The organism is Streptomyces sp. NPDC059454 (assembly GCF_042749965.1).
In the GTDB taxonomy this organism is placed as follows: Bacteria; Actinomycetota; Actinomycetes; order Streptomycetales; family Streptomycetaceae; genus Streptomyces.
In genome coordinates, this window is the sequence record NZ_JBHYVC010000038.1 from 32,981 (window position 1) to 58,965 (window position 25,985).

Consider the following 25,985-nt stretch of genomic DNA (forward strand, 5'->3'; position numbering starts at 1 on the left):
GGGACCCCGCCGCCGCTGTACCCCGGGGGGTGCGGGGGTTAGGCCCAGCCGGCCCGCCCCCCCCCACGGGGCGGGGGGGGCCACGTCACGTCCGCCACGTACGTCACACACCCGGAAGCGCGGGAGATCGTGTTCGACTTTCTTTCAAACTATGACGACCCGTCCCTGCTGGGCGCTTTCTGGGTCACGGTGCAGCTCACCGTCCTCTCGGCCATCGGATCCCTGATCTGGGGCACCCTGCTGGCGGCCATGCGGGTCAGTCCTGTTCCGCTGATGCGCGGTTTCGGCACCGCCTACGTGAACATCGTCCGGAACATTCCTCTGACCGTCATCATCGTCTTCACGTCGCTCGGCCTCGCCGACATCTTCGGCTTGGCGATGGGCGCACCGGACGACTTCGAGCTCAAGTACTTCCGACTGGCCGTACTCGGCCTCATCGCCTACACCGCGGCCTTCGTGTGCGAGGCGATCCGCTCCGGCATCAACACGGTGCCCGTCGGGCAGGCGGAGGCGGCACGGGCCCTCGGACTGAGCTTCAGCCAGGTGCTGCGGCTCGTCGTGCTGCCGCAGGCGTTCCGCTCGGTCATCGGCCCCCTGGCCAACGTGCTGATCGCACTGACCAAGAACACGACCGTGGCGGCCACCATCGGAGTGGCGGAGGCCGCGCTCCTGATGAAGGAAATGATCGAGAACGAGGCACAGACGCTGCTCATCGGCGCGGTCTTCGCCTTCGGGTTCGTGGTACTGACCCTGCCCACCGGCCTGATCCTCAACTGGCTGAGCAAGCGCCTGGCGGTGAAGCGATGACTTCTGTTCTCTACGACGCCCCCGGCCCGAAGGCCAAGCGGCGCAACCTGATCCTCTCGGTCGTCTTCCTCGTCCTGCTCGCCCTGCTGCTGTGGTGGGTCTGGCAGGTGCTGGACGACAAGGGCCAGCTGGAGTGGTCCCTGTGGAAACCCTTCACCACGTCCGAGGCGTGGACGACCTATCTGCTGCCCGGACTCGCCGACACGCTGAAGGCCGCGGCGCTGGCCATGGTCATCGCGCTGCCGCTGGGCGCGGTCCTCGGCATCGCCAGGATGTCCGACCACCGGTGGGTACGCATCCCGGCCGGCGCGGTGGTCGAGTTCTTCCGGGCCATCCCGGTGCTGCTGCTGATGCTGTTCGCCAACGAGTTCTTCGCCCGCTCCACGGACGTCACCAGCGAGGACCGGCCCCTCTACGCGGTCGTCACCGGCCTGGTGCTCTACAACGCCTCGGTCCTCGCCGAGGTGGTCCGGGCCGGCATCCTCGCCCTGCCCAAGGGGCAGAGTGAGGCGGCTCAGGCGATCGGTCTGCGCAAGAGCCAGACGATGAGCAGCATCCTGCTGCCGCAGGCGGTCACGGTGATGCTCCCTGCGATCGTCAGCCAGCTGGTCGTCATCGTGAAGGACACCGCGCTGGGCGGCGTGATGCTCGGCTTCACCGAGCTGCTGAACTCGCGCGCCACGCTGGCGGCCAACTACGCCAACGTCATCCCGAGCTTCATCGTGGTGGCGCTCATCTTCATCGTCCTCAACTTCATCCTCACCTCGTTCGCCTCCTGGCTCGAGGGACGGCTGCGCCGCAGCAAGCGCAGCACGGGCGCGGTGCTCGGCCCGGACGATGTCGACGACCTCAACGCGGCCGAGGTCGGGGGCACCCACAAGACCGGCGGAGGCGGCGTCGTCTGACGCCCGCTGCCGCACGACATGACCGTGGCCCGCCGCATCCCGGCGGGCCACAGTCATGTCACGTTGCCGGCCGACCCCAGCGGTACGGAGGAGCGGTGCGCCCCGGACTCGTGTGATGAACAGTCAAGTAATGTGACACGCCCCGCCCCACTTCATGATCGCAACTGGCCTTCGGTCACTTGACGCAAGCACCGGCAATAGGTTGCATACGTTCTGTGATCGTGCACCCTGCTCCATTTTCCTGTTCCTCCACGTCTCTTCAGACGTCACTTCGAGCAGGGGGCGCCGCGCCGTGGACCCGGTGATCATCGTCGGAGCGGGGCCCGTCGGGCTCACGCTGGCGCTGGCGCTGGCGCGCCAGGAAGTGCCGTGCGTGGTCCTCGACGAAGGACCGGGCAAGGACGAGCCCCGTCCGGCGCGCACCGTCGTCCTGCGCGAGGAGACCGCCGCGCTCATGGAGCGGCTGACCGGAATGCCGCTCGCACACGCCGGTGTCCGTTGGGCCGGATGGCGGTCGATGCGGCGCAAGCAGGTGACGGCCGAGGTCGCCTTCGGCGACACCGAGCCCGCCCCCCTGCACATCGCCCAGCACGTCCTGACGGGTGCCCTGCGTGCGGCCCTCGCCGGCGAGCGGCTCGTCAAGGTCGTGGTGAACAGCCGGCTGGACGCCGTGGAGCAGGAACCCTCGGGCGTCACCGCCCACACCCGGGGCTCGACGGGCACCTGGTGGCGCGGCAGTTACCTGGTCGGCTGCGACGGCCCGCGCTCGACCGTGCGCAAGCTCCAGGACATCCGTTTCCCCGGCCGCACCGCGGTGGAGCGTCACGCCGTGGCCGCCCTGCGCACCGAACTCCCCTGGCCCTACGAGGCACTACTGCACCGCACGCCGCCGTGGCGCACGTCCGGCCCCTCGGCCGGGGAGATCACCGCACGCCCGCTGCCGGACGGGGTGTGGCGCCTGGACTGGCTGCTGCCGCCGGGCAAGGACCTGGTCACGCCCGAACTGCTGCTGGGCCGGGTCCGGGAGACCCTGGCCGGCTGGACCGGCGGTCCGACCCCGCCGTACGAACTGCTGGACACCGGAGTGCACACCGTCCACCACCGGCTGGCCCGGCGCTGGCGGGCCGAGCGGGTGTTCCTCGCCGGGGACGCGGCCCATCTGCTCGGCTCACTGGGCACGCACGGGCTGGAGGAAGGCCTCCGCGACGCCGACAACCTCGCCTGGAAGCTGGCACTGGCCTGGCACCACGGTCCGCACGAGGCGCTGCTCGACAGCTACCAGACCGAACGCCGGGCGATCGTCGCCGCCCGGCTGCGCGCCGCCGACCAGGCGCTGCCGCTGGTGCGCGGCGGCGGAGGGCTGCGCTCCTACGTTCCCGGGTCCGCGCGGGGGCACGACACACTGCTGATGGACGGTCACCTGGGGCGTGGCGCGCTGGGCGCGCCGGGGACGTACGCCGGCTCGCCGCTCACGCCCGGCCCTCTGGAGGGCGAGGCGCCCCTCCGGACGGCTCCCGGGGCGACGGTGACGGACGTACGGGTCACGGCCGAGGACGGCACCTTCGTCCGGTTGCGGGACCGGCTCGGCCGGGGTGCGCTGCTGGTGGTGCTGATCGCGCCCGGTACGGGGGTCTGGGAGCGCCGGCACTGGGTGTCCGCCGGGATCATGCCCCGGCTGGCGGCGGCCGTCTCGGCGCTGCCGCACCGGGCCGAACTGCTGGTCGCCGAGAGCTACCCGGGTGCGGCGGCCCACACCGTGCTGCTGGTGCGCCCCGACGGTCACCTGGTGACGGCGCTGAGCGGGGTCCGCCCGGCGGATCTGTACGCCGCGGCGGAAGCGGCGGTCGGCGGGCCCGCCGCGGCGGAGGCGGAGGCCAAGGCCGATGCGGGGGCCGGGTCGCGCTGAGAGCCCCGCTCCCGTCGAGTCGTCGTCATCCTGCGGTCCGCATGGTGACGGTGAGTTGAATCGGTGTACGGCCTCGTGGTGTACTCCGCTCGTGACCGACACCTGCGTGCACCTGTGGCGGAGGGTCCATATGGACCTCGTCCGCTATGCGGGCTGCGTGTGTCGCCCGTCCTGCTGATTCGCGTCTCTCACCCTTCTCCGCGCGCCGCCCGCCGTCTCCTACGCGTGGCCGCGCGCCTCCGCGAACCTCCTCCAGGACGGTGCACATGTCTGTCTCCTCCCCCGTTCCGGCTCCCGTCTCCGCACCCACGCAAGCGGACCTCCTCGACTTCGTACGGCGTACCGTCGCCGACGCCGAACTGATCGCCTCCCTTCCGCTCGACCCCGAGGGGCGCACCTGGGTGCGGCTCGACGGGCCCGGTGGCAGCGAGGCCTGGCTGATCGGCTGGCCGCCCGGCACCGGGACCGGCTGGCACGACCACGCCGACTCCGTCGGTGCCTTCATGACCGCGTCGGGCGAACTGAAGGAGAACTCGCTCGCCGCGCGGCTGCCCACCGACGGCTGGAAGACCCTGGAACTCACGGACGGGGTGGACCGGGAGCGCCGACTGGGGACTGGGCAAGGGCGCGCCTTCGGGCGGCATCACGTCCACGAGGTCCTCAACGAGTCCTCGGACCGGCACGCGATCTCCGTGCACGCCTACTATCCGCCGCTGCCGCGGATCCGCCGCTACAGCCGCAGCGGCCGCATTCTCCGCCTGGAGCAGGTCGAACGCCCGGAGGACTGGCTGTGAGCGGGACCGACGAACCGGCCGGTGGTGCCGTGGGCATCGACGAGTTGCTGCAACGGGTGCGCGCCGGTTACGAGCGCGTCGGTCCCCGGGACGCCTACGAGGCCGCACGGACCGGTGGGGCACTGCTGGTGGACATCCGCTACGCCGCCCTGCGGGAACGGGACGGACTGATCCGCGGGGCCCTCGTCGTCGAACGCAACGAACTGGAGTGGCGCCTGGACCCGCGGGGCAGCCACCGCCTCCCGGAGGCCACGAGCCACGACCTGCGCGTCGTGGTGATCTGCAACGAGGGTTACGCCTCCAGCCTCGCCGCGGAGTCCCTCCACCGCCTGGGCCTGCACCGGGCCACCGATCTGGTCGGTGGCTTCCAGGCCTGGCGGGCGGCGGGCCTGCCGGTGGTGCCCGCACCACCGGCGTAGGCGTCGCGCGGGAAGCGTCCGGTGCCGTGTCACCGCGCTCCGCGCCGTCTCAGAACCCCTCGTCGCCGAGGAACTCCGTCTCCTCGCCCTCCTCCTCCAGCGCCTGCCGGACGACGCGCAGGGCGAGGCCCTCGGGGTAGCCCTTGCGGGCGAGCATGCCGGCGAGGCGGCGGATGCGCTTGTCGCGGTCGAGTCCGCGGGTGGCGCGCAGTCTGCGGGCGACCAGTTCGCGTGCGGTCGTCTCCTCCTGCTCGGAGTCGAGCCGGGAGACAGCCTCGTCGATCAGCGTGGGGTCGACCCCCTTGACGCGCAGCTCCCGGGCGAGCGCGCGCCGGGAGAGCCCCCGGCCGTGGTGCCGGGACTCCACCCAGGCGTCCGCGAAGGCGCTGTCGTCGATCAGTCCGACCTCCTCGAACCGGGACAGCACCTCCTCGGCTGCCTCGTCCGGGATCTCCCGCTTGCGGAGGGCGTCGGCGAGCTGTTTCCGGGTGCGCGGGGTCCCGGTGAGCAGGCGCAGACAGATCGCCCGCGCCCGCTCGACCGGGTCCGCCGGAGGTTCCTCCCGTTCGGCCCTCGACGAGGAGGAGGCGCCCCCGTCCTCCGCGGCCGCCTCGCCGGAGGTCCGGCGTCTGCGCCCGCGTCCACCGCGCGGCCCGCCGTCACGCGAGCCGCCCGCCCGTGCGCCACCTCCGTCGCGGGGGCCGCCCCCGCCGGTGATGTCGTCGTCCACCGCGTCACCGTCCACGGCTGAGCCGTCGCCGCCTTCGATGCCCCTCCCCCGTGGGGCACCGGAGGCGGCGAACTCGTACTCGGCCCAGTCGGTTCGTCGCGTCACGGGTCAGCTCTTGGCCGCCGCGGCCTTGGACTTGGTGGCCTTGGCCGCCGGGGCCGGTACGGCGGCCGGCTCGGCCGCAGCGGTGCTCGTGGCGTCCGCGCCCGGCGCGGCGGCGGGCTCCTCCGGCCGTACGCCGACGCCCAGCTTCTTCAGGATCTTCTTCTCGATCTCGTTGGCGAGGTCGGGGTTGTCCTTGAGGAAGTTGCGGGCGTTCTCCTTGCCCTGGCCGAGCTGGTCGCCCTCGTACGTGTACCAGGCGCCGGCCTTGCGGACGAAGCCGTGCTCCACGCCCATGTCGATCAGGCCGCCCTCGCGGCTGATGCCCTGGCCGTAGAGGATGTCGAACTCGGCCTGCTTGAAGGGCGGCGCGACCTTGTTCTTGACGACCTTGACACGGGTGCGGTTGCCGACCGCGTCGGTGCCGTCCTTCAGCGTCTCGATGCGTCGGATGTCGAGGCGCACCGAGGCGTAGAACTTCAGCGCCCGGCCACCGGTCGTGGTCTCCGGGGAGCCGAACATCACGCCGATCTTCTCGCGGAGCTGGTTGATGAAGATCGCGGTGGTCTTGGACTGGTTGAGCGCGCTGGTGATCTTCCGCAGGGCCTGGCTCATCAGGCGGGCCTGCAGACCCACGTGGCTGTCACCCATCTCGCCCTCGATCTCCGCGCGCGGGACGAGTGCGGCGACGGAGTCGATGACGATGAGGTCGAGGGCGCCGGAGCGGACCAGCATGTCCACGATCTCCAGGGCCTGCTCACCGTTGTCCGGCTGGGACAGGATGAGGTTGTCGATGTCGACGCCGAGCTTCTTCGCGTACTCGGGGTCGAGGGCGTGCTCCGCGTCCACGAAGGCGACCTGACCGCCGGCCTTCTGCGCGTTCGCCACCGCGTGCAGGGTCAGGGTCGTCTTGCCCGAGGACTCGGGGCCGTAGACCTCGATGACACGGCCACGCGGCAGACCGCCGACACCGAGGGCCACGTCGAGCGCGGTCGATCCGGTCGGGATGACCTCGATGGGCTCGTTCGTCCGGTCACCCATGCGCATGACCGCGCCCTTGCCGAATTGCCGTTCAATCTGTGCGAGCGCGGCGTCGAGCGCCTTCTCGCGGTCGGTTCCTGCCATGGGTTCCACCCGATTTGCTTGATTCGATCGCTTCACGTCAAAGACGCTAACGCCTGCCACTGACAACGCGCCCCGACCCACCTCCGGCCTGTGGATAACGTGGGTGTATTCACACCCGAACCGGGACACAACACCCGTCGTTGAGCCTCATCGACACTTCCATGAGAATGGATGTTCGATTTTCGTGTCAAGCGCACCATGCGTCACCGCGGTCCCGCGGGTCGCGCGGGACAGCCGCCCTCAGGAGACCCCGGTGTCTTCGCCGCGGGACCGCACCGCGCCCGGCCGGCGGACCCACCGATGACGGACGCGCATGAGGACGCCCGGCCCTCCCCCGGGGCTGCGGTGCCCGAGCACACGGGGGTCGTCCGTGACGTCGTACCGCCGCACGTACGCGCCGAGGAACGCCTGGAGGGTGGCGACGGCGGGAATGGCGATCAGTGCGCCGACGGCGCCGAGCAGGGCGGTGCCCGCGACGACCGAGCCGAAGGCGACCGCCGGGTGGATGTCGACGGTCTTGGAGGTCAGCTTGGGCTGCAGCACGTAGTTCTCGAACTGCTGGTAGATCACCACGAAGACCATCACCCACAGCGCGTACCAGGGGTCGACCGTGAAAGCGATCAGCATGGGCAGAGCGCCCGCGAGATAGGTGCCGATGGTGGGGATGAACTGCGACACCAGGCCCACCCACACGGCGAGGACAGGCGCGTAGGGCACCTCGAGGAACTCCAGCAGGACGTAGTGCGCCAGGCCGGAGGCCAGTGCCATCAGTCCGCGTGAGTAGAGATAGCCGCCCGTCTTGTTCACGGCGATCTCCCACGCGCGCAGCACCTCGGCCTGCCGGGCGGGCGGCAGCAGGGAGCAGACGGTGCGCCGCAGCCGCGGACCGTCGGCGGCGAAGTAGAACGAGAACAGACCGACGGTCAGCAGCTGGAAGAGACCGCCGAGGACCTGCGCGGAGACGTCCAGGACACCGGTGGCGCTGTTCTGGACGTAGTTGCGCAGCCAGTCGGAGCGCAGCAGGCCCTCCTGGATGTCCACGCGCCGCAGCTCGGTGTGGAAGTGCGCGTTGATCCAGTTGATCACGGAGTCGAGGTAGTCCGGGAAATCCTCGACGATCTTGATGATCTGTCCCGCCAGCATGGACCCGAGCAGCGTGACGAAGCCCGCCGCCGCGACCAGCACGCCCAGGAAGACGAGGAAGGTGCCCAGACCCCGGCGCACTCCGCGCGCGGCCATCCAGCTCACCGCGGGCTCGACGGCGAGCGCCAGGAAGAACGCGATGAGGATGTTGATCAACAGGCCGATGAGCTGGTGGAAGGCCCAGCTGCCCAGCTGGAACACGGCGAACAGCGCGAGGGCGAGCACCATGGCGCGCGGCAGCCAGCGCGGCATACGGGCGCCCGGCCCGGATAGGGGGGCCGACGGGGGCCCGGCGGGCGGCGGCGCGCCGGGCATGGTGGGATGCCGGGCTGTCCGCCCGGTCTCGTCAGTGGGTGCCACGGATCAAGTCTCGCCCACGCCGGCGGCAGCCGTGCGCCCCCTGCGGTCTCTGTGACGATCAGCGCTTTTCCGCGGGGACGCTCATGACCGTGCAGACCACCTGCCAGACGTCCTTGGCGTTCCAGCCGGCCGCCAGCGCCTCGTGCACGGTGCGCCCGCCGAGCTCGGACATGACATGGTCGCGCGCCAGGGTGTCGGCACAGCCCGCGCCGAAGTGATCCGCCATCCGCTCCCAGAAAACCGTCAACCGCATGCACCCAGTATCCCGCCCGCGGGGGCGGCCCCGAGCCGGGCCGCCTGCCGGCACCGCTTTCCGCCTGCGGCCGGACCCACGGCCAAAACCGGAGCCGCCCCGCTGCCCCCGGCCTCCCAGCCGCAGGGCCCGCTCACGCGGACGGAGCAGTTCGTCCGGCTCACCGCTCGGGTGCTCGGACAACACCTCTTCGCCCACCTCTTCCAGGACGTCGGCACCGGTCCGCCGTGCCCACCGCCTCACCCGCCCAACGCCCGCACCCCCGCCGTCACCACGACCGCAGCTCCGACGACGAGCAGGAACGGGGCGCGCAGGACCAGCGCCACGGCGGCGGCCGCCACTCCGGCCGCACGGGCGTCCAGGACCAGGGCCTGGCCGTCGGAGAAGGTCTGCTGGGCCGTCAGGGCGGCCAGCAGGGCGACCGGGAGGAGCGCGGCCAGACGCCTGACGAGGGGCCGTTCGAGGGCCCCGGCGGGCACCAGCAGCCCCGCGAGCTTGACGGCGTAGCAGCCGAGGGCGGTCACACCGATCGCGATCCAGATGTTCAACGGTCCCCCTCCGCCATGTCACCGCGCGAGGCGTTCTTCCGGCCCTGCGCCCACAGGACGGCCGGTGCCGCGAGCGCGGCCGCCAGGACCGGCACACCGGCCGGCAGCACCGGCAGCAGCCCCAGCCCCAGGAGAACGGCGAGCCCGGCGACGGTCCGCTCGGTGCCGGTACGCAGCATCGGCGCGAGGAGCGCCAGGAAGACGGCGGGGCCGGCCGCGTCCAGCCCCCACGCGTCGGTGTCCCCGATGGCCTCGGCGCCCAGTGCGCCGAGCAGTGTGGTGAGGTTCCACAGGAGGTACAGGCTGAGCCCGGTCACCAGGAACCCGATGCGCGCGCTGCGCCGGCCGGGCTGGGCGAGCGAGACGGCGGTCGTCTCGTCGATCACCCACTGGGCGGCGAACGGCCGCACCGCGCGGGGCAGCGCGAGCAGCTGCGACAGCCGCAGCCCGTAGAAGGCGTTGCGCACCCCCAGGAAGAACGCCCCCGCGGCGGCCGTGAACGGCCCGCCACCCGCCGCCAACGCCCCCACCAGCGCGAACTGGGAGGCGCCGGTGAACACCAGGAGGCTGAGCGCACAGGTCTGGAGCAGGGTGAGCCCACTGCCCGCCGAGGTCACGCCGAAGGCGAACCCGGAGAGTCCGACGGCGATCCCGACGCCGAGGGCGTCCCGTACGACGGCACCGTCCGGCTTTCCTCCTCCGTCGTCCCGTACGTCTGCGAGCGCTGTTGTCCGTTCCACTGCCACGCCCCGGACGGTACGGGCGTGCCGCCCCGCGCGTCTTGTACGTTCTTGCGCTCGCGCTGGTAGGCGCCCGGAGGCACGCCGACGATCCGGCTGAAGTGCCGGTTCAGATGCGGCTGGTCGGTGAAGCCGACCGCGACGGCCGTCTCCGACGGCGCCGTCCCCGCGTCCAGCAGACGCCGTGCCCGCCGCACGCGCGCGTCGGTGAGCCAGGTGTGCGGCGGCATCCCGTAGGTCTCCCGGAAGGCGCGCAGCAGCGCGAACGGACCGGTGCCCAGCTCACCGGCCAGCCGCTCCAGGGTCGGCGGATCGGCCATCCGCTCCTCCAGCACGGCACGCGCGCGTACGGCGATCCGGGCGCCCGCCGTGCGCACCTCGCGTCGCGGCAGCGTCCCGCCGTTCCGCCGCAGCAGCCGGGTCACCGCGACCCGGAGCAGGGTGTCGGCGGCGAGCGCGTTGCCCTCGTCGGTGGCCCGCAGCACCTGGTGCACCAGACGGACGGTGTACGGATCGTCGAGCACCGGCGTCACGAACCCCGGTGTGCCGCGCAGCGTGGTGGTCTCGGCGGCGATCGCGCCCACCACCTCGGGCGACGGGTACACCGCCCCGTACCGCCAGCCCTCGGGAACACCCGCCCGGCCGGTGTGCGGGGTGTCCGGGTTCACCAGGGCCAGGGTCCCGGCGCCCGCGTACTGGTCGCCGCCGCCGTGGTGGAAGACCTCGACCCCGTCGGCGATGGCCGCGATCACGAAGTGCTCGTGAGTGTGCCGGACGAACGTCTTCCGTATGTACCGGGCACGCAGCAGATCGACACCGGGCAGTTCGTCGTACCGCCAGTGCCGCGCACGCTCCTCGCGCGATTCCGCCATACGGCCATTGTCACGCGGTCCCGGCCGGCCCCGTCCCCCGGCTCGGCCCGGTTGTCAGTGGCCGGGTGCACGATGGACGCATGGTCAGCGATCCGCACCGAGCCCTGGACGGCTTCTCCCCCGCGACCCGCGGCTGGTTCACGGGGGCGTTCTCCGCGCCCACCGCCGCCCAGGCCGGCGCGTGGCGGGCCATCGGGGAGGGCTCGGACGTGCTGGTGGTCGCCCCCACCGGTTCCGGGAAGACCCTGGCCGCCTTCCTCGCCGCCCTGGACGAGCTGGCCTCCACACCGCCGCCCGCCGACCCCAAGAAGCGCTGCCGGGTTCTGTACATCTCGCCCCTGAAGGCCCTGGCCGTGGACGTCGAGCGCAACCTCCGCAGCCCGCTGACGGGCATCCGCCAGGAATCCGTACGTCTGGGGCTGCCCGAGCCCGAGGTGAAGGTCGGCATCCGCTCCGGCGACACCCCGCCCGCCGAGCGGCGCTCCCTGGCCACCCGGCCGCCGGACATCCTGATCACCACGCCCGAGTCACTGTTCCTGATGCTGACGTCCGCCACGCGCGACGCGCTGACGGGCGTGGAGACGGTGATCCTGGACGAGGTGCACGCGGTCGCGGGCACCAAGCGCGGCGCGCATCTCGCGCTCTCCCTGGAGCGGCTGGACGAGCTGCTGCCCCGCCCGGCCCGCCGCATCGGCCTCTCGGCGACGGTGCGCCCGGTGGACGAGGTCGCCCGGTTCCTCTCCCCGCGCCGCAAGGCGGAGATCGTGCAGCCGGAGTCGGGCAAGGAGTTCGACCTGTCCGTGGTGGTGCCGGTCGAGGACCTGGGCGAGCTGGGCGGCTCTCCGGTCGCCGACGGCTCGGATGGCGCCGAGCGCCCGTCGATCTGGCCGCACGTCGAGGAGCGGATCGCCGACCTGGTGCAGGCGCACCGTTCGACGATCGTGTTCGCGAACTCCCGCCGCCTCGCGGAGCGGCTGTGCAACCGGCTCAACGAGATCGCCTACGAGCGGGCCACCGGCGAGCCCTTGGACGAGCACCACTCCCCCGCCGAGCTGATGGGCGGCTCCGGGGCCGCCCAGGGAGCGCCCGCGGTCATCGCGCGTGCCCATCACGGTTCGGTGTCCAAGGAGCAGCGCTCCCTGGTCGAGGAGGACCTCAAGGCGGGCCGGCTGCCCGCGGTGGTCGCCACCTCCAGCCTGGAGCTGGGCATCGACATGGGCGCCGTCGACCTGGTGGTCCAGGTCGAGTCACCGCCGTCCGTCGCCTCCGGGCTCCAGCGCGTCGGCCGCGCGGGGCACCAGGTGGGCGCGGTCTCCACGGGCGTGGTGTTCCCGAAGTACCGGGGTGACCTGGTGCAGGCCGCCGTGGTCACCGAGCGGATGCGCACGGGCTCCATCGAGTCCCTGCGCGTTCCGGCGAACCCTTTGGACGTACTGGCCCAGCAGCTCGTCGCCATGACGGCCATGGACACCTGGCAGCTCGACGACCTGCTCGCCATGGTCCGCCGCGCGGCACCCTTCGCCTCCCTCCCCGAGTCCGCCTTCACGAGCGTCCTGGACATGCTCGCCGGCCGCTACCCGTCCGACGCCTTCGCGGAGCTGCGCCCGCGCGTGGTGTGGGACCGGGTCACGGGCGAGATCACCGGCCGCCCGGGCGCCCAGCGTCTGGCCGTCACCTCCGGGGGCACGATCCCCGACCGTGGCCTCTTCGGGGTGTTCCTGGCGGGCTCCGACCCCAAGAAGGGCGGCGGGCGGGTCGGCGAGCTGGACGAGGAGATGGTCTACGAGTCCCGCGTGGGCGACGTCTTCACCCTCGGCACCAGTTCCTGGCGCATCGAGGACATCACGCGCGACCGGGTGCTGGTCTCCCCCGCGCCGGGCGTGCCGGGGAGGCTGCCGTTCTGGAAGGGCGACCAGCTGGGCCGCCCGCTGGAACTCGGCCGCGCGGTGGGCGCGTTCCTGCGCGAGGTGGGCTCGCTGTCCAAGGACGACGCCCGGCTGCGGCTCCTGGCGGCGGGTCTGGACGCCTGGGCCGCCGACAACGTCCTGTCCTACCTCGACGAACAGCGCGAGGCCTGCGGCCACGTCCCCGACGACCGCACCATCGTCGTGGAGCGCTTCCGCGACGAACTGGGCGACTGGCGGGTCGTCGTGCACTCCCCGTTCGGCGCCCAGGTGCACGCCCCGTGGGCACTCGCGCTCGGCGCCCGCCTCTCCGAGCGGTACGGCATGGACGCGCAGGTGATGCACGCCGACGACGGCATCGTGCTGCGCCTGCCGGACGCCGACCTGATGGGCCTCGACCTGCTCGACCAGGAGCCGGTGAAGGCCGGTACCGAGTACGACGCGGACCAGGCCCCCGTGGGCGCGGCCGACGTCGTCTTCGACAAAAGCGAAGTCGACCAGGTCGTCACCGACCAGGTGGGCGGCTCGGCGCTGTTCGCGTCCCGGTTCCGCGAGTGCGCCGCCCGCGCGCTGCTGCTGCCGCGCCGCAACCCCGGCCGGCGCACCCCGCTGTGGCAACAGCGTCAGCGCGCCTCACAGCTGCTCCAGGTGGCCGGCGAGTTCGGCTCGTTCCCGATCGTCCTCGAAGCCGTCCGCGAGTGCCTCCAGGACGTCTTCGACGTGCCCGGGCTCGTCGAACTGATGGGTGACCTGGAGGCGCGCAAGGTGCGCCTGGTCGAGGTCACCACACCCGAACCGTCCCCCTTCGCCCGCTCCCTCCTCTTCGGATACGTCGCCCAGTTCCTGTACGAGGGCGACTCCCCGCTCGCCGAGCGCCGCGCCGCCGCCCTGTCGCTGGACTCGCGGTTGCTGGCCGAGCTGCTCGGCCAGGCGGAGCTGCGCGAACTGCTCGACGCCGAGGTGCTGACCGAGCTGGAGCGCGAGCTGCGGTGGCTCACCGAGGACCGGCGGGTCAAGGACGCGGAGGGTGTGGCCGACCTGCTGCGGCTGCTGGGCCCGCTCACCGACGCCGAACTGGCCGAGCGGGGCGCCGAGCCGCAGTGGGCGCGGGAGCTCGCCTCCGCGCGGCGCGCCATCCGGGTGCGGGTGGCCGGCGCCGACCACTGGGCGGCGATCGAGGACGCCGGCCGGCTGCGCGACGCGCTGGGCACGGCGCTGCCGGTCGGCGTGCCGGAGGCGTTCACCGAGCCCGTCAAGGACCCCCTCGGCGACCTCCTCGCGCGGTACGCGCGCACCCACGGTCCGTTCACGTCGGCGACGGCGGCGGCCCGTTTCGGACTGGGGGTGGCGGTCACCGAGGGCGCCCTGCAGCGGCTCTCGGCGGCCGGCCGGGTCGTCCAGGGCGAGTTCCATCCGGCCGGGATCGGACAGGAGTGGTGCGACGCGGCCGTGCTGCGCCGGCTGCGCCGCCGCTCCCTGGCCGCGCTGCGGCAGGAACTGGAGCCGGTGCCACCGCCCGCGCTCGCCCAGTTCCTCCCCCAGTGGCAGCACATCGGCAAGGGGCACTCCCTGCGCGGCATCGACGGCCTGGTGCGCGCCGTCGAGCAGTTGCAGGGCGCGTCCGTGCCCGCGTCCGCCCTGGAGAAGCTGGTCCTGCCGTCCCGGGTGACGGACTACGCCCCGGCGATGCTGGACGAGCTGACGGCCGCCGGGGAGGTGGTGTGGGCAGGCGCCGGTTCGCTGCCCGGGAAGGACGGCTGGGTCTCCCTCTACCTCGCGGACACGGCCCCGCTGCTCCTGCCACCCCCGCACCCCCTGGAGCCGACCGCCCTCCACCAGTCCGTCCTGGACTCCCTCTCCGGCGGCTACGGCCTGTTCTTCCGCCAGATCGCCGACCAGGTCCGTGCCACCACGCACCCCGAGGCCACCGATCCCCAACTGGCCGACGCCCTGTGGGACCTCGCCTGGTCCGGGCGGCTGACCAACGACACGCTCACCCCCATGCGCTCCCTGCTGGGCTCGGGCCGCACCGCGGGCTCCACCGCCCACCGCGCGAAGCGCTCCGTCCCGCGCGGACGCTACGGCTCGCTCACGGCCGCCGCCCGCGGCGCCTCCCGCACCGGCCCGCCGACCGTCGCGGGCCGCTGGTCCCTGCTCCCGGACCGGGACACCGACGCCACGGTCCGCACCCACGCGCTGGCCCGCACCCTGCTCGACCGGCACGGTGTGGTGACCCGGGGCGCCGTCTCCGCGGAGGGCGTCGAGGGTGGCTTCTCGGCGGTGTACCGCGTGCTGTCCGCCTTCGAGGAGACGGGGCAGGCTCGTCGCGGCTATGTGGTGGAAGGTCTGGGCGCCGCCCAGTTCGCGATGGACGGGGCCGTGGACCGCCTCCGCGCGGCGGCCAACGCCCGCGAGCGGGGCGACGGCCTCTCGGCCCCGGGCGCGCCCGGCCCCTCCGGCACCGGGCCGGACCCCTTCGGGACCGCCCCGGGCGACGACGGCTTCCCCGGCCCGGACGACCCGCCGTACCCCCGCCTCTCACCGGGCGACTACGTCTCCCCGCGCGACCTGGCCCCGCAGTCCCCTCCGCCCTGGCAGAACGGCGGGCGTCCCGCGTACGACCCCTTCGCCGGCCGCCGTACCGGTGCGGACCGCGCCGCACGCGCCGTGGTCCTGGCCGCCGCCGACCCGGCGAACGCCTACGGTGCCGCCCTGGGCTGGCCCGAGCCGCCGACCGGTGCCGGGCACAAACCCGGCCGTAAGGCGGGCTCCCTGGTGGTGCTGGTGGACGGCGAGCTGACGCTCTACATGGAGCGTGGCGGCAAGACGCTGCTGGCCTGGTCCGCCGGCTCCGACGGCGAACCCGTCGACGATCCGCGCCTCCCGGCCGCTGCCGAGGCCCTCGCCGCGGCCGCCCGCGCGGGCTCCCTCGGCACGGTCACGGTGGAGCGCGTCAACGGCACCTCGGCGCTGACGTCCCCGCTGGGCACCCTCCTGGAGACCGCCGGCTTCGTCGCCACACCCAGAGGCCTGCGCCTGCGCACCTGACCCGCAGCCGGTACCCCGGGGCCGGGCGCCCGACGTGCCACCCTTGACACATGCCCGAAGGAGACACGGTCTGGCAGGCCGCGCGGCGACTGCACGACGCCCTGGCCGGCGAGGTGCTGATCCGCAGCGACCTCCGGGTGCCGAGATTCGCCACGGCCGATCTCACCGGCCGCACCGTGCTGGACGTCACCCCGCGCGGCAAACACCTGCTGACCCGCGTCGAAGGCGGCCTGACGCTGCACTCGCACCTGAGAATGGACGGCTCCTGGCGGGTGTACCCGCACGGACAGCGCTGGAACGGCGGCCCCGCCCACCAGATCCGCGCCGTCCTCGGCACTGCCGGCCGCACGGCCGTCGGCTACCGGCTCCCCGTCCTGGAACTGATGCGCACCACCGACGAGGACCGCGCGGTCGGCCACCTCGGCCCCGATCTCCTCGGCCCGGACTGGGACTCCCGCCTCGCGCTGGCCAACCTCCTGAAGGACCCGGCCCGCCCTCTCGGGGAAGCCCTGCTGGACCAGCGGAACCTCGCCGGCATCGGCAATGTCTTCAAGAGCGAGCTGTGCTTCCTCCTCGGTGTCACCCCCTGGCTCCCCATGGGCGAGCTGTCCGCCGACCGGTCCGCGCGGCTGCCGGAGCTCGCCAGGAAACTGCTGGAGTTCAACCGTGAGCGCCCGGTCCGCAACACCACGGGCCGCCGCGGCCAGGACCTGTTCGTGTACGGCCGCGCCCGCCGCCCCTGCCTGCGCTGCCGCACTCCGGTCCGCCTCGCCGACCAGGGCGACGGCTCCCGCGAGCGCCCCACCTACTGGTGCCCCACCTGCCAGCCGGGCCCGGCCCCCACGCGATCACCCGGCAGGCTCCCCCGAACCGCCCGTTGACCGCACACGAACCCGTCGGCCCGACCGCCAGGCCCGCCGCCACTGCCCCGCCGCGAGCGCTCCCTCCGCCCGCGCCTTGGGCATGCAGTGCACCGGCAGCAGGCTGAGCCCCCATCCCCCGGCCGCGACCGCCCCTTCCACCACCCCGGCGTCGGGCACCAGCAGCAGTCGCGCCACCGCCCACCACCACAGCGCCCCGAACCCCAGCACGGCCCCCCGGCGCAGCACCCGCCCCGTCGTCACGGCCTCCACCCCCGCGCCGACGCTATGAGACCGCTCGCCCCCGCGCACAGGGCGCACCAAGGGCACACGGGCGCATCCCGGCCCCCGGGTCTCTCCTTGAGGGCCCCACGGCCCCCCGGGACCACGTCACCCGTTCTCGGCCTGGAACATCCAGTGCTGCTTCTCCAGGTCCGCGGTGATCGTGATCAGGATGTCCTGGCTCACCGGGTCCGGTTCGTCGGTCACCGTGACCCGCTCCCGCATACGGGCGATCACCGCGCCCAGTGCCTCCACGAGCGCGCCCACCGCGGCCGTGTCGTCGACCCAGCCCTCGGGCGTCACCCCGATGCCGCTGCCGACGGCCACCGTCGCGGCACGCCCGTCGGGCGAGACCCCCAGTGCCGCGGCGCGCTCCGCCACGGTGTCGGAGTGCGCACGCGCCAGGGTCACGACCTCGTCGAGCTGGAGATGCACGGAGCGGAAGCGTGGCCCGACCACGTTCCAGTGAATCTGTTTGGCCACCAGGGCGAGGTCCACCAGGTCGACCAGGGCGCCCTGCAGTGCCTCGGACACGGTCTTCAGGTTCGCGTCGGACAACGGGCTCTTCACGACGTACATCCGCACCTCCGTGGCTGGCCCCCCGCCTCGTCCCTCCACGATGACCGCCAGGCGCCGCACCGGCAAACGCACAGGAGATGGGCCCCCACGCATGCGAAAACCCCGGCAGCACCCCTCCGGATCTCCCGGAAGGGCCCCTACCGGGGCATCTCACACTTCACACCGCACGTGCGCGGAACACCACGCTCACGCGGCGACGACGTCCACCGCCTCGGCGGGCGCCTTGATGGTCACCCGTTCCGGTGGCACACCGGTCACCGAAACAGAACCCAGCATCGGACGAACCGGCGTGGGTACGGGCTCGCTGGGGGTCGCTGCAGCAGACCGGGCCAGTTCGGCGAGAGCGAGCTCGTCGCTCACTTCCCGCATGAGCTCGGACATCCGTACGTCCAGCGCGTCGCAGATGGCGGAGAGCAGTTCGGAGGAAGCCTCCTTCTGCCCCCGCTCCACCTCGGAGAGATAGCCGAGTGAGACTCGGGCGGACGAGGAGACTTCGCGCAGAGTACGGCCCTGGCGTTGGCGCTGCCGACGCAGCACGTCACCCAGCAGGCGACGGAGCAGAATCATCGGTGGCTCCCTCCTCGGACCGCGTAGCCGCATCCTTCTCGCCCCACCGTACCGCCTTGCGCCGCGGCCGTGCGGGGAGCGATGTCGTGTTCACTCAGGGCTGCAAACATCAAAACCCCCCGTTCCGTTCCGTATCCTGTGCCCGCTCATTCCCGGTCTGTTCGCCCGCAAGCTCCGTCAGAAGCAGTGCGAGTACGCTCCGTACACTCTCCATACGAATTTCCGCGCGGTCGCCGTTCAACCGCAGATGCGCCACTTTTCCGCCGCGGGCAGAACCCGCTCCCGTCCCCGAGGGGCCGTCCACGGCCACGAAAACCGTGCCGACGGCCTGGCCGTCCTGGGGGTCCGGACCGGCGACGCCAGTGGTGGCGATGCCCCAGTCGGCGCCCAGCGCCTCGCGGACGCCGGTCGCCATCTGGGCCGCCACCTGCGGATCCACCGCTCCGCGCTGCGCCAGCAGGGTGGCGTCCACACCGAGCATTCGCTGCTTGAGTTCGGTGGCGTACGCCGTCACCGAGCCCCGGAAGACCTTGGACGCCCCGGGGACCGATGTGATCTCCGCCGCCACCAGACCACCGGTCAGCGACTCGGCGACGGCGAGCGTTCCACCGTTCACGGTGAGTAGTCGCACCACCTCGGTGGCCCCGGAACTCACGCTTCCGTCTCCTCCAACGCCGCCTCGCGCTCGGCGATTCCCTGCCTGCGCAGCACAATGGCCTGTTTCACATAGTCGAGTCCGGTCGCCACGGTCAGCACGACCGCCGCGGCCATCACCCACCACCGCAGTGTGGCCAGCCACCCCGTCAGCGCCAGTACGTACATACCGACGGCGATGCCCTGGGTGAGGGTCTTGAGCTTGCCCCCTCGGCTGGCCGGGATCACACCGTAGCGAATGACCAGGAAACGCAGCAGGGTGATCCCGAGTTCCCGGCCGAGGATGACTCCGGTGACCCACCACGGGAGATCGCCCAGCGAGGAGAGACAGATCAGCGCCGCTCCCATGATCGCCTTGTCGGCGATGGGGTCGGCGATCTTCCCGAAGTCGGTGACGAGGTTGTACGTGCGCGCCAGATGACCGTCGAACAAATCGGTGATCATGGCGATGGCGAAGGCCGCCCAGGCGAACGCCCGCCACGCCGGGTCGTAACCGCCTTCCGCGAGCATCAGCATGACGAACGCCGGCACCAGGAGCAGCCGGAGCATGGTCAGCAGGTTGGCGATGTTCCAGACACTGGCCTGGTTGACGGCCGCCGCCGCGATCTTCGCGCCGCGCGCGGGCTTCGCACCGTCCTCGGTGTCGCCGCCGTCGCGCGATGCGGTGGCCGACGCCGCCTCGTCACCGTGCGCCCGGGCGCCGCCCGGGCCACGGCCGGACGCAGCACGCCGCGGTCCGCCGGACGACCCCGGAGCCGTGTCCCGCGCCTCCCGCGCGACCGCGTGGCCGGACGCCGGCATGCCTCCGGGTGCGGCCCCCGCCGCCCTCCTCGCGCCGGAGGGGCCTCCCGCCGCCGATGCCGGGACACCCGTCATCTGCCCGCCTCCTCACTACACGCGAGCGAACCCTGGAACAGCGGCTCGGCCACCAGGTCGACACCTTCCGTGCCGACCACCTTCGCCTCGACCATACGGCCGACACTCAGGCCCTCGCCGCTCGTGAGCAGCACCTGGCCGTCCGTCTCGGGGGCCTGGTGCGCCGCTCGGCCGTACACGCCCTCCGTCTCGTCGACGGACTCCACCAGCACGTGCACGGTCTCACCGACCCGCTCCTCGGCGCGCTGCGAGACCAGTTCCTCGGCCAGCCGGGAGACCCGGGCCAGCCTCTCGGCGACGACCTCCTCGTCCAGCTTGCGGTCGTACGTCGCCGCCTCGGTGCCCTCCTCGTCGGAGTAACCGAAAACGCCGATGGCGTCCAGCCGCGCGTGGTTCAGGAACCGCTCCAGTTCGGCGAGGTCGGCCGCGGACTCGCCGGGGAAGCCGACGATGAAGTTGGAGCGCACACCGGCCTGGGGCGCCTTGCTCCGGATGGTGTCGAGCAGTTCCAGGAACCGGTCGGTGTCGCCGAAGCGACGCATCGCGCGCAGCACGTCGGGCGCGGAGTGCTGGAAGGACAGGTCGAAGTACGGGGCGACCTTCGGCGTGGAGGTCAGCACGTCGATCAGACCGGGCCGCATCTCGGCAGGCTGGAGGTAGCTGACGCGCACCCGCTCCAGTCCGTCGACCTCGGCCAGCTCGGGCAGCAGGGACTCCAGCAGGCGGATGTCGCCGAGGTCCTTGCCGTAGGAGGTGTTGTTCTCGGAGACCAGCATGATCTCCTTCACTCCCTGTTCGGCCAGCCAGCGCGTCTCGTTCAGCACGTCGCTGGGGCGGCGCGAGATGAAGGAGCCGCGGAAGGACGGGATGGCGCAGAAGGTGCAGCGCCGGTCGCAGCCGGAGGCGAGCTTCACCGAAGCGACCGGAGCGCCGTCCAGCCGGCGGCGCAGCGGCGCGCGGGGGCCGGACGCCGGGGCGAGGCCGTCGGGCAGGTCCACCGGGCCGTGTCCCGGAAGGGCGACGGCGGCGGCGGAGTCCTGCCGCTCGGCCGGGCTGATCGGCAGCAGCTTGCGCCGGTCGCGCGGGGTGTGGGAGGCGTGGATGCCGCCGTTCAGGATGGTCTGGAGGCGGTCGGAGATGTCGGCGTAGTCGTCGAAGCCGAGCACGCCGTCGGCCTCGGGAAGGGCCTCGGCGAGTTCCTTGCCGTACCGCTCGGCCATGCAGCCCACCGCCACGACGGCCTGGGTTCTTCCGTGTCCCTTGAGGTCGTTGGCCTCCAGGAGGGCGTCGACGGAGTCCTTCTTGGCGGCCTCGACGAAGCCACAGGTGTTGACGACGGCGACGTCCGCTTCCTCGGCGTCCTCCACGAGCTGCCAGCCGTCCGCCTCCAAACGGCCTGCGAGCTCCTCCGAGTCCACCTCGTTACGGGCGCAGCCAAGGGTGACGAGTGCGACGGTACGGCGTTCAGGCATGGGCTCAAGACTACTTCGTCCCGCTGACGCCCTACGTCGACGGGGTTGGCCGATCACGGCCGACCCCGTCGGCGAAGCACCCTTTGCGCCGGCTCATCCGGCCTGCGGGTCACCCTTGGTGTAGGTCAGGCGCTCGACGGCGCCCGGCTGCCAGTCGTCCTCGATCTTCTTGCCGTTCACGAACAGGTCGATCGCGCCGGCGTCACCGAGGACCAGGTTGACCTTGGTGCTGTCCTGGAAGGTCTTGGAGTCGCCCTGCTTGAGCAGCCCGTCGAACAGCAGCCGGCCGTTGTGGTCCTTGGCGGAGATCCAGCTGCGCCCGTCGGCGGCGGTGACCTGGACCGTCACCTTGTCCTGCGGTGCGGCGGCGATGGCACTGTCCGACGGTTCCGGCTCGGGCTCGGCGGGCTTCTCGGACTTGGGGGTGGACGAGGCCGACTTGGTGGGCTCGGTGCCCTCGGCGACGTTCTCCTTGCCGCCGTCGTCGCCCTTGACCATCGTGAACCCGACGAAGCCGATCACGACGACGATCGCGGCGACCATGGCCGCGGTCCAGTTGGGTCCGCGCCGCTCCGGACGGATGCGTTCCGCCTCGAACAGCGGGGCGGCCGGGGTAGGGGCCGGACGGCCGCCGCCGTGTTCGGCCTCGTACTGCGCGATCAGCGGGGCCGGGTCGAGGCCCACGGCCTTGGCCAGGGTCCGGATGTGCCCGCGCGCGTAGACGTCGCCGCCGCAGGGGGCGAAGTCGTCCGCCTCGATGGCGTGCACGATGGCGATACGGACGCGGGTGGCGGTACTGACGTCGTCGACGGTGAGTCCGGCGGCGATGCGCGCCTGCTGCAGCGCTCGGCCGACGGAGACGGAAGGGCGGTCTTCCTCGGAAACGTCTTCGAACGGACGCTCGTCTTCAGGGGAGTTGCCGATGGACACGGGGGCGCCTTTCGAGCGTGTAGCCGCCTGTGCTGGAGGTTCAGTCTAGGAGGGGTACGAGAGGATGGGGCAACCGGGCGGTGGGACTTTGTACGCCATCGGAATGGCCCGACATCCCGATGGTGGGACTGCAGTTTGCCGTTTCCCTCAACTTGACGTACGCCGACGGGAAACGGTTGCTCAATGATCGCTCACGGATGGGTCACGATCGACCACCCGGGTGCCCGGAGGCGAGGACCGCCTCCCGTTCGCCTACCCTTCAGACTCCCCCCGGATCAGCGCGAGCACGCCATCCAGCTCATCAGGCTTCACAAGAACGTCACGAGCCTTCGAACCCTCGCTCGGTCCGACGATGTTCCTCGACTCCATGAGGTCCATCAGCCGACCCGCCTTGGCGAAGCCGACACGCAGCTTGCGCTGGAGCATGGACGTCGACCCGAACTGGGTGGAGACGACCAGCTCGGCCGCCTGGCACAGCAGGTCCAGGTCGTCGCCGATGTCCTCGTCGATCTCCTTCTTCTGCTTGGTCCCGACGGTGACGTCGTCCCGGAAGACGGGCGCCATCTGGTCCTTGCAGTGCCGGACGACGGCCGCGATCTCCTCCTCGGTCACGAACGCGCCCTGCAGACGCGTCGGTTTGTTCGCGCCCATCGGCAGGAACAGCCCGTCGCCCTTGCCGATCAGCTTCTCGGCGCCGGGCTGGTCGAGGATGACCCGCGAGTCCGCGAGCGAGGACGTGGCGAACGCCAGCCGGGACGGCACGTTCGCCTTGATCAGACCGGTGACCACGTCGACGGACGGCCGCTGTGTGGCGAGCACCAGGTGGATACCGGCCGCCCGCGCGAGCTGTGTGATGCGCACGATGGCGTCCTCGACGTCGCGCGGGGCGACCATCATCAGATCGGCCAGCTCGTCGACGATCACCAGCAGGTACGGGTACGGCTGCAGCTCGCGCTCACTGCCCTCGGGCGGTGTGACCTTGCCCTCGCGCACCGCGCGGTTGAAGTCGTCGATGTGCCGGTAGCCGTAGGCGGCCAGGTCGTCGTAGCGCAGGTCCATCTCGCGCACGACCCACTGCAGCGCCTCGGCGGCCCGCTTGGGGTTGGTGATGATCGGCGTGATCAGGTGCGGGATGCCCTCGTACGCCGTCAGCTCCACGCGCTTGGGGTCGACCAGGATCATCCGGACGTCCTCCGGGGTCGCCCGCATCATGATCGACGTGATCAGGCAGTTGATGCAGGACGACTTTCCGGAGCCGGTGGCGCCGGCGACCAGCATGTGCGGCATCTTCGCCAGGGAGTGCATGACGTAGCCGCCCTCGACGTCCTTGCCGAAGGCGACGAGCATCGGGTCGTCGTCCCCGGCGGACTCCGCGAGGCGCAGCACGTCGCCGAGGTTGACCATCTCCCGGTCGGTGTTCGGGATCTCGATGCCCACCGCGGACTTGCCGGGGATCGGGCTGATGATCCGCACGTCCGGGCTGGCGACGGCGTACGCGATGTTCTTGGTCAGGGCGGTCACCCGCTCGACCTTCACGGCCGGGCCGAGTTCCACCACGTATCGGGTGACCGTCGGGCCGCGGGTGAAGCCGGTGACGGCGGCGTCCACCTTGAACTCCGTGAAGACCTTCCGCAGCGCGTCGACCATGGCGTCGTTGGCGGCGCTGCGTGCCTTGCCGGGGCCGCCGCGCTCGAGCAGGTCGAGGGCGGGCAGCGAGTAGGTGATGTCGCCGGAGAGCTGGAGCTGCTCCGCGCGGGCGGGCAGATCACGGGGCTCGCGGGGCGGCTCCTTGGTCATGTCCAGGACGCCGGCCGGCGACCTGTCCTGTTTCGGCCTGTCCGTCTTCGGCTTCTCCTGCCGCGCGCGGGCGGCCGGGACCGGCGTCGGTGTGGTCGGCTCGCGGTCGCCGGTGCTCACGCCCTGGGTGAGGTCGGCGACGATCGGCGAAGGCGGCATCCCGTGCAGCACGGCGCCGTCCAGCGCGGCGGCCGCGGCGGCGGCCACGTCCACGGCGTCCATGGGCCGGTCCACGGAGGACTGCGACACCGCGGGCCTGCGGGGCCGGCCCCGGCGCCGGGACAGTGCCTCCTGCTCCGCGCTGTCCGGGTCGTACTCCTCGGGCGCCGGCCGCCGTCTGCGGCGGCTCGCGGGCAGCGACTCGCGCCACTGCTGCTCGTAGCGCTCGTCGTCCCCGCCGAACTCCTCCGGCTCGGGTTCGCGGACGAGTCCGAGCCGCACACCGAGCTGCCGCAGGCGCTGCGGAATGGCGTTCACCGGGGTGGCGGTGACGACCAGCAGACCGAAGACGGTGAGCAGCACCAGCAGCGGCACGGCGAGGACGTCGGTCATGGTCGACGAGAGCGGTGTGGCCGCGCCCCAGCCGATGAGACCGCCGGCGTCCCTTATGGCCTGCATGCCGTCGCTGCGCGCGGGCGAGCCGCAGCCGATGTGGATCTGCCCGAGCACGCCGATGACGAGCGCGGACAGACCGATCACGATCCGTCCGTTGGCCTCCGGCTTCTCCGGGTGCCGGATGAACCGTACGGCGATGACCGCGACCAGGATCGGCACCAGCAGGTCGAGCCGGCCGAAGGCTCCGGTGACCAGGATCTCCACGAGGTCGCCGACGGGACCCTTCAGGTCGGCCCAGGTGCCGGCGGCGACGATCAGGGCGACGGCGAGCAGCAGCAGCGCCAGGCCGTCCTTGCGGTGCGCGGGGTCGAGGTTCTTGGCTCCCTGCCCTATGCCGCGGAAGACGGCGCCGACGGCATGCGCGAGGCCCAGCCACAGGGCGCGTACCAGCCGGTAGACACCACTGGTCGGATTCGGGGCGGACGGTGCGGGCGCGGGCTTCTTCGCCGCGGCCTTCCTGACGGGAGCCTTCTTCGCCGGGACCTTCTTGGCAGCGGCCTTCCTCGCCGGAGCCTTCGCGGAAGCGGGCGCCTTCTTCGCGGGCGGCTTCTTGGCTGCGGAGGGACGTGAGGCCATGGGTGTGAGGTTACCGGTGGAGACGGGTGGGGACACGCGTGGCGAACGTTTCACCCGTTCGTGTCGCTCTTGTCGAGGCGTGACATTGACATGCGGTTGACGCGGTCTCACACCCGCGACTCATCGGGTGCACGGTCAACACCCCTGCTCCCGGCGTCAGTTCTGCGACGGCACCGACGACGCGCTGCCGGTTCCGGGCTCCAGGGCGTCCAACGCCCGCCGCAGTCCCGTGAGCTTGCGCTCCAGATGGGCGGCCGTGGCCACCGCGGCCGCGTCGGTCGACTCGTCGTTGAGCTGCTTGGTGAGGGCCTCGGCCTGCTCCTCGACGGCCGCGAGCCGCGCCGAGAGTTCGGCGAGCAGCCCCGCCGACTCCCTGGACTCGGCCGTGTCCTTCTCGCCGCCCTCCAACTGGAGCCGCAGCAGCGCCGCCTGCTCCCGCAGCTGGCAGTTCTTCATGTACAGCTCGACGAAGACCGAGACCTTCGCGCGCAGCACCCACGGGTCGAACGGCTTGGAGATGTAGTCGACCGCACCCGCCGCGTACCCGCGGAAGGTGTGGTGCGGGCCGTGGTTGATCGCGGTGAGGAAGATGATCGGGATGTCCCGGGTCCGCTCCCGCCGCTTGATGTGCGCGGCGGTCTCGAACCCGTCCATGCCCGGCATCTGGACGTCCAGCAGAATGACCGCGAAATCGTCCGTGAGCAGTGCTTTGAGCGCTTCTTCCCCGGACGATGCCCGCACCAGCGTCTGATCGAGCGCCGAGAGGATCGCCTCCAGCGCGAGCAGATTCTCCGGCCGGTCATCGACCAGGAGGATCTTGGCCTTCTGCACCATGGCCCGCCCTCCTCGCCCCGGCTTGGGGCCTCCCCTGTCCTCAGGACCTGGGGAGGCACCTGTGGGTACCGCCCCAGGGGACGACTCCCTTGCGCCGCCCGTCCTTGTGCCGGTCATCGTAGCCGCACCCCGCCCGTCACCACACCCTGTCACCGTGATGTCACTGTGCACTTAGCAGAAACGCGGCGGGAGACCAGAAGGTTCCCCGATTCCCGTACTTCTACACGACTTCGCGCACGCCGCGTCAGCAACAGCACGTGAACGCCGAAGCTTCCCGCCACGTTCAC

Annotated in this window: 24 protein-coding genes; 8 read left to right on the forward strand and 16 right to left on the reverse strand. The window is 72.0% G+C overall.

Going from position 1 to position 25,985, the window contains the following annotated elements; genetic code table 11:
• Positions 1 to 129: 129 nt before the first annotated feature.
• The 6 genes from ACFXAE_RS23890 to ACFXAE_RS23915 all read left to right on the forward strand — a co-directional run bounded on the left by ACFXAE_RS23890 (position 130) and on the right by ACFXAE_RS23915 (position 4,831).
• Positions 130 to 807 (forward strand): amino acid ABC transporter permease, encoded by a 678-nt coding sequence (locus ACFXAE_RS23890; RefSeq protein ID WP_384718227.1) that lies wholly within the window; start codon positions 130 to 132, stop codon positions 805 to 807.
• Positions 804 to 1,712: an amino acid ABC transporter permease gene (locus ACFXAE_RS23895; protein WP_384718229.1), complete on the forward strand. Its 909-nt coding sequence runs from the start codon at positions 804 to 806 to the stop codon at positions 1,710 to 1,712. Before ACFXAE_RS23890 ends, ACFXAE_RS23895 begins: the two co-directional genes overlap by 4 nt.
• Positions 1,713 to 2,004: 292 nt before the next feature.
• Positions 2,005 to 3,618, forward strand: a complete 1,614-nt coding sequence (locus ACFXAE_RS23900) for an FAD-dependent monooxygenase (RefSeq protein WP_384718231.1) — start codon at positions 2,005 to 2,007, stop codon at positions 3,616 to 3,618.
• Positions 3,596 to 3,796, forward strand: coding sequence for a putative leader peptide (locus ACFXAE_RS23905; protein ID WP_384718233.1), 201 nt, complete (start codon positions 3,596 to 3,598; stop codon positions 3,794 to 3,796). Before ACFXAE_RS23900 ends, ACFXAE_RS23905 begins: the two co-directional genes overlap by 23 nt.
• A gap of 88 nt (positions 3,797 to 3,884) precedes the next feature.
• Positions 3,885 to 4,412: a cysteine dioxygenase gene (locus ACFXAE_RS23910; protein WP_384718235.1), complete on the forward strand. Its 528-nt coding sequence runs from the start codon at positions 3,885 to 3,887 to the stop codon at positions 4,410 to 4,412.
• Positions 4,409 to 4,831 carry a rhodanese-like domain-containing protein gene (locus ACFXAE_RS23915; RefSeq protein ID WP_384718237.1) on the forward strand — a complete coding sequence of 141 codons (423 nt, stop codon included), beginning with the start codon at positions 4,409 to 4,411 and terminating at the stop codon, positions 4,829 to 4,831. The genes ACFXAE_RS23910 and ACFXAE_RS23915 overlap by 4 nt, the downstream gene beginning before the upstream one ends.
• 49 nt (positions 4,832 to 4,880) lie before the next feature.
• Here ACFXAE_RS23915 and recX read toward each other — a convergent pair whose 3' ends face one another.
• The 7 genes from recX to ACFXAE_RS23950 form a co-directional block, all read right to left on the reverse strand.
• Positions 4,881 to 5,666 carry a recombination regulator RecX gene (gene recX / locus ACFXAE_RS23920; protein ID WP_384718239.1) on the reverse strand — a complete coding sequence of 262 codons (786 nt, stop codon included), beginning with the start codon at positions 5,664 to 5,666 and terminating at the stop codon, positions 4,881 to 4,883.
• Positions 5,667 to 5,669: 3 nt separating this feature from the next.
• Entirely contained in the window at positions 5,670 to 6,788 is a 1,119-nt protein-coding gene (recA, locus tag ACFXAE_RS23925) for a recombinase RecA (protein WP_384718241.1), read from the reverse strand.
• A gap of 240 nt (positions 6,789 to 7,028) precedes the next feature.
• A complete protein-coding gene (locus ACFXAE_RS23930; RefSeq protein WP_384718243.1) occupies positions 7,029 to 8,291 on the reverse strand; it encodes an AI-2E family transporter in 1,263 nt (420 codons plus the stop codon).
• A gap of 58 nt (positions 8,292 to 8,349) precedes the next feature.
• Entirely contained in the window at positions 8,350 to 8,544 is a 195-nt protein-coding gene (locus ACFXAE_RS23935; RefSeq protein WP_384718245.1) for a DUF3046 domain-containing protein, read from the reverse strand.
• A gap of 239 nt (positions 8,545 to 8,783) precedes the next feature.
• Positions 8,784 to 9,092, reverse strand: a complete 309-nt coding sequence (locus ACFXAE_RS23940; RefSeq protein ID WP_384718247.1) for an AzlD domain-containing protein — start codon at positions 9,090 to 9,092, stop codon at positions 8,784 to 8,786.
• Entirely contained in the window at positions 9,089 to 9,709 is a 621-nt protein-coding gene (locus ACFXAE_RS23945; protein ID WP_384718249.1) for an AzlC family ABC transporter permease, read from the reverse strand. The genes ACFXAE_RS23940 and ACFXAE_RS23945 overlap by 4 nt, the downstream gene beginning before the upstream one ends.
• Positions 9,706 to 10,704, reverse strand: coding sequence for an AraC family transcriptional regulator (locus ACFXAE_RS23950; protein ID WP_384718251.1), 999 nt, complete (start codon positions 10,702 to 10,704; stop codon positions 9,706 to 9,708). Before ACFXAE_RS23950 ends, ACFXAE_RS23945 begins: the two co-directional genes overlap by 4 nt.
• 80 nt (positions 10,705 to 10,784) lie before the next feature.
• On the opposite strand from ACFXAE_RS23950, the gene ACFXAE_RS23955 reads away from it, so the two are divergent.
• Entirely contained in the window at positions 10,785 to 15,656 is a 4,872-nt protein-coding gene (locus ACFXAE_RS23955; RefSeq protein ID WP_384718253.1) for an ATP-dependent helicase, read from the forward strand.
• Positions 15,657 to 15,706: 50 nt separating this feature from the next.
• A complete protein-coding gene (locus ACFXAE_RS23960; protein WP_384718254.1) occupies positions 15,707 to 16,537 on the forward strand; it encodes an Fpg/Nei family DNA glycosylase in 831 nt (276 codons plus the stop codon).
• Here the strand turns inward: ACFXAE_RS23960 and ACFXAE_RS23965 are convergent.
• The 9 genes from ACFXAE_RS23965 to ACFXAE_RS24005 form a co-directional block, all read right to left on the reverse strand.
• A complete protein-coding gene (locus tag ACFXAE_RS23965) occupies positions 16,505 to 16,780 on the reverse strand; it encodes a hypothetical protein (protein ID WP_384718256.1) in 276 nt (91 codons plus the stop codon). The two genes, ACFXAE_RS23960 and ACFXAE_RS23965, sit on opposite strands and share 33 nt — an antisense overlap.
• A 126-nt stretch (positions 16,781 to 16,906) precedes the next feature.
• Positions 16,907 to 17,377, reverse strand: a complete 471-nt coding sequence (locus ACFXAE_RS23970; RefSeq protein ID WP_384718258.1) for a Dps family protein — start codon at positions 17,375 to 17,377, stop codon at positions 16,907 to 16,909.
• Positions 17,378 to 17,563: 186 nt separating this feature from the next.
• The gene (locus ACFXAE_RS23975; RefSeq protein ID WP_384718260.1) at positions 17,564 to 17,944 is read right to left on the reverse strand and encodes a helix-turn-helix domain-containing protein; all 381 of its coding nucleotides are present in this window, start codon (positions 17,942 to 17,944) and stop codon (positions 17,564 to 17,566) included.
• A 109-nt stretch (positions 17,945 to 18,053) separates the two neighbouring features.
• Positions 18,054 to 18,599 carry a CinA family protein gene (locus ACFXAE_RS23980; RefSeq protein WP_384718262.1) on the reverse strand — a complete coding sequence of 182 codons (546 nt, stop codon included), beginning with the start codon at positions 18,597 to 18,599 and terminating at the stop codon, positions 18,054 to 18,056.
• On the reverse strand, positions 18,596 to 19,474 hold the full coding sequence (pgsA, locus tag ACFXAE_RS23985) for a CDP-diacylglycerol--glycerol-3-phosphate 3-phosphatidyltransferase (RefSeq protein WP_384718264.1): 879 nt from the start codon (positions 19,472 to 19,474) through the stop codon (positions 18,596 to 18,598). The genes ACFXAE_RS23980 and pgsA overlap by 4 nt, the downstream gene beginning before the upstream one ends.
• Entirely contained in the window at positions 19,471 to 20,946 is a 1,476-nt protein-coding gene (rimO, locus tag ACFXAE_RS23990; protein WP_384718266.1) for a 30S ribosomal protein S12 methylthiotransferase RimO, read from the reverse strand. Before rimO ends, pgsA begins: the two co-directional genes overlap by 4 nt.
• 93 nt (positions 20,947 to 21,039) lie before the next feature.
• Positions 21,040 to 21,876: a helix-turn-helix domain-containing protein gene (locus ACFXAE_RS23995; RefSeq protein ID WP_384718268.1), complete on the reverse strand. Its 837-nt coding sequence runs from the start codon at positions 21,874 to 21,876 to the stop codon at positions 21,040 to 21,042.
• A gap of 252 nt (positions 21,877 to 22,128) precedes the next feature.
• A complete protein-coding gene (locus ACFXAE_RS24000; RefSeq protein WP_384718270.1) occupies positions 22,129 to 24,864 on the reverse strand; it encodes a DNA translocase FtsK in 2,736 nt (911 codons plus the stop codon).
• 156 nt (positions 24,865 to 25,020) lie between these two features.
• Positions 25,021 to 25,698, reverse strand: a complete 678-nt coding sequence (locus tag ACFXAE_RS24005; RefSeq protein ID WP_384718272.1) for a two-component system response regulator — start codon at positions 25,696 to 25,698, stop codon at positions 25,021 to 25,023.
• Between the last annotated feature and the right edge of the window lie 287 nt (positions 25,699 to 25,985).

Excerpts from the sequence above, each read along its gene's own strand:
- ACFXAE_RS23895 (WP_384718229.1), top strand. The coding sequence starts at position 804 with ATGACTTCTGTTCTCTACGACGCCCCCGGCCCGAAGGCCAAGCGGCGC.
- ACFXAE_RS23905 (WP_384718233.1), top strand. The coding sequence starts at position 3,596 with ATGCGGGGGCCGGGTCGCGCTGAGAGCCCCGCTCCCGTCGAGTCGTCG.
- ACFXAE_RS23910 (WP_384718235.1), top strand. The coding sequence starts at position 3,885 with ATGTCTGTCTCCTCCCCCGTTCCGGCTCCCGTCTCCGCACCCACGCAA.
- recA (WP_384718241.1), bottom strand. The coding sequence starts at position 6,788 with ATGGCAGGAACCGACCGCGAGAAGGCGCTCGACGCCGCGCTCGCACAG.
- ACFXAE_RS23935 (WP_384718245.1), bottom strand. The coding sequence starts at position 8,544 with ATGCGGTTGACGGTTTTCTGGGAGCGGATGGCGGATCACTTCGGCGCG.
- ACFXAE_RS23950 (WP_384718251.1), bottom strand. The coding sequence starts at position 10,704 with ATGGCGGAATCGCGCGAGGAGCGTGCGCGGCACTGGCGGTACGACGAA.
- ACFXAE_RS23955 (WP_384718253.1), top strand. The coding sequence starts at position 10,785 with ATGGTCAGCGATCCGCACCGAGCCCTGGACGGCTTCTCCCCCGCGACC.
- ACFXAE_RS23960 (WP_384718254.1), top strand. The coding sequence starts at position 15,707 with ATGCCCGAAGGAGACACGGTCTGGCAGGCCGCGCGGCGACTGCACGAC.
- ACFXAE_RS23970 (WP_384718258.1), bottom strand. The coding sequence starts at position 17,377 with ATGTACGTCGTGAAGAGCCCGTTGTCCGACGCGAACCTGAAGACCGTG.
- ACFXAE_RS23975 (WP_384718260.1), bottom strand. The coding sequence starts at position 17,944 with ATGATTCTGCTCCGTCGCCTGCTGGGTGACGTGCTGCGTCGGCAGCGC.
- pgsA (WP_384718264.1), bottom strand. The coding sequence starts at position 19,474 with ATGACGGGTGTCCCGGCATCGGCGGCGGGAGGCCCCTCCGGCGCGAGG.
- rimO (WP_384718266.1), bottom strand. The coding sequence starts at position 20,946 with ATGCCTGAACGCCGTACCGTCGCACTCGTCACCCTTGGCTGCGCCCGT.
- ACFXAE_RS24000 (WP_384718270.1), bottom strand. The coding sequence starts at position 24,864 with ATGGCCTCACGTCCCTCCGCAGCCAAGAAGCCGCCCGCGAAGAAGGCG.
- ACFXAE_RS24005 (WP_384718272.1), bottom strand. The coding sequence starts at position 25,698 with ATGGTGCAGAAGGCCAAGATCCTCCTGGTCGATGACCGGCCGGAGAAT.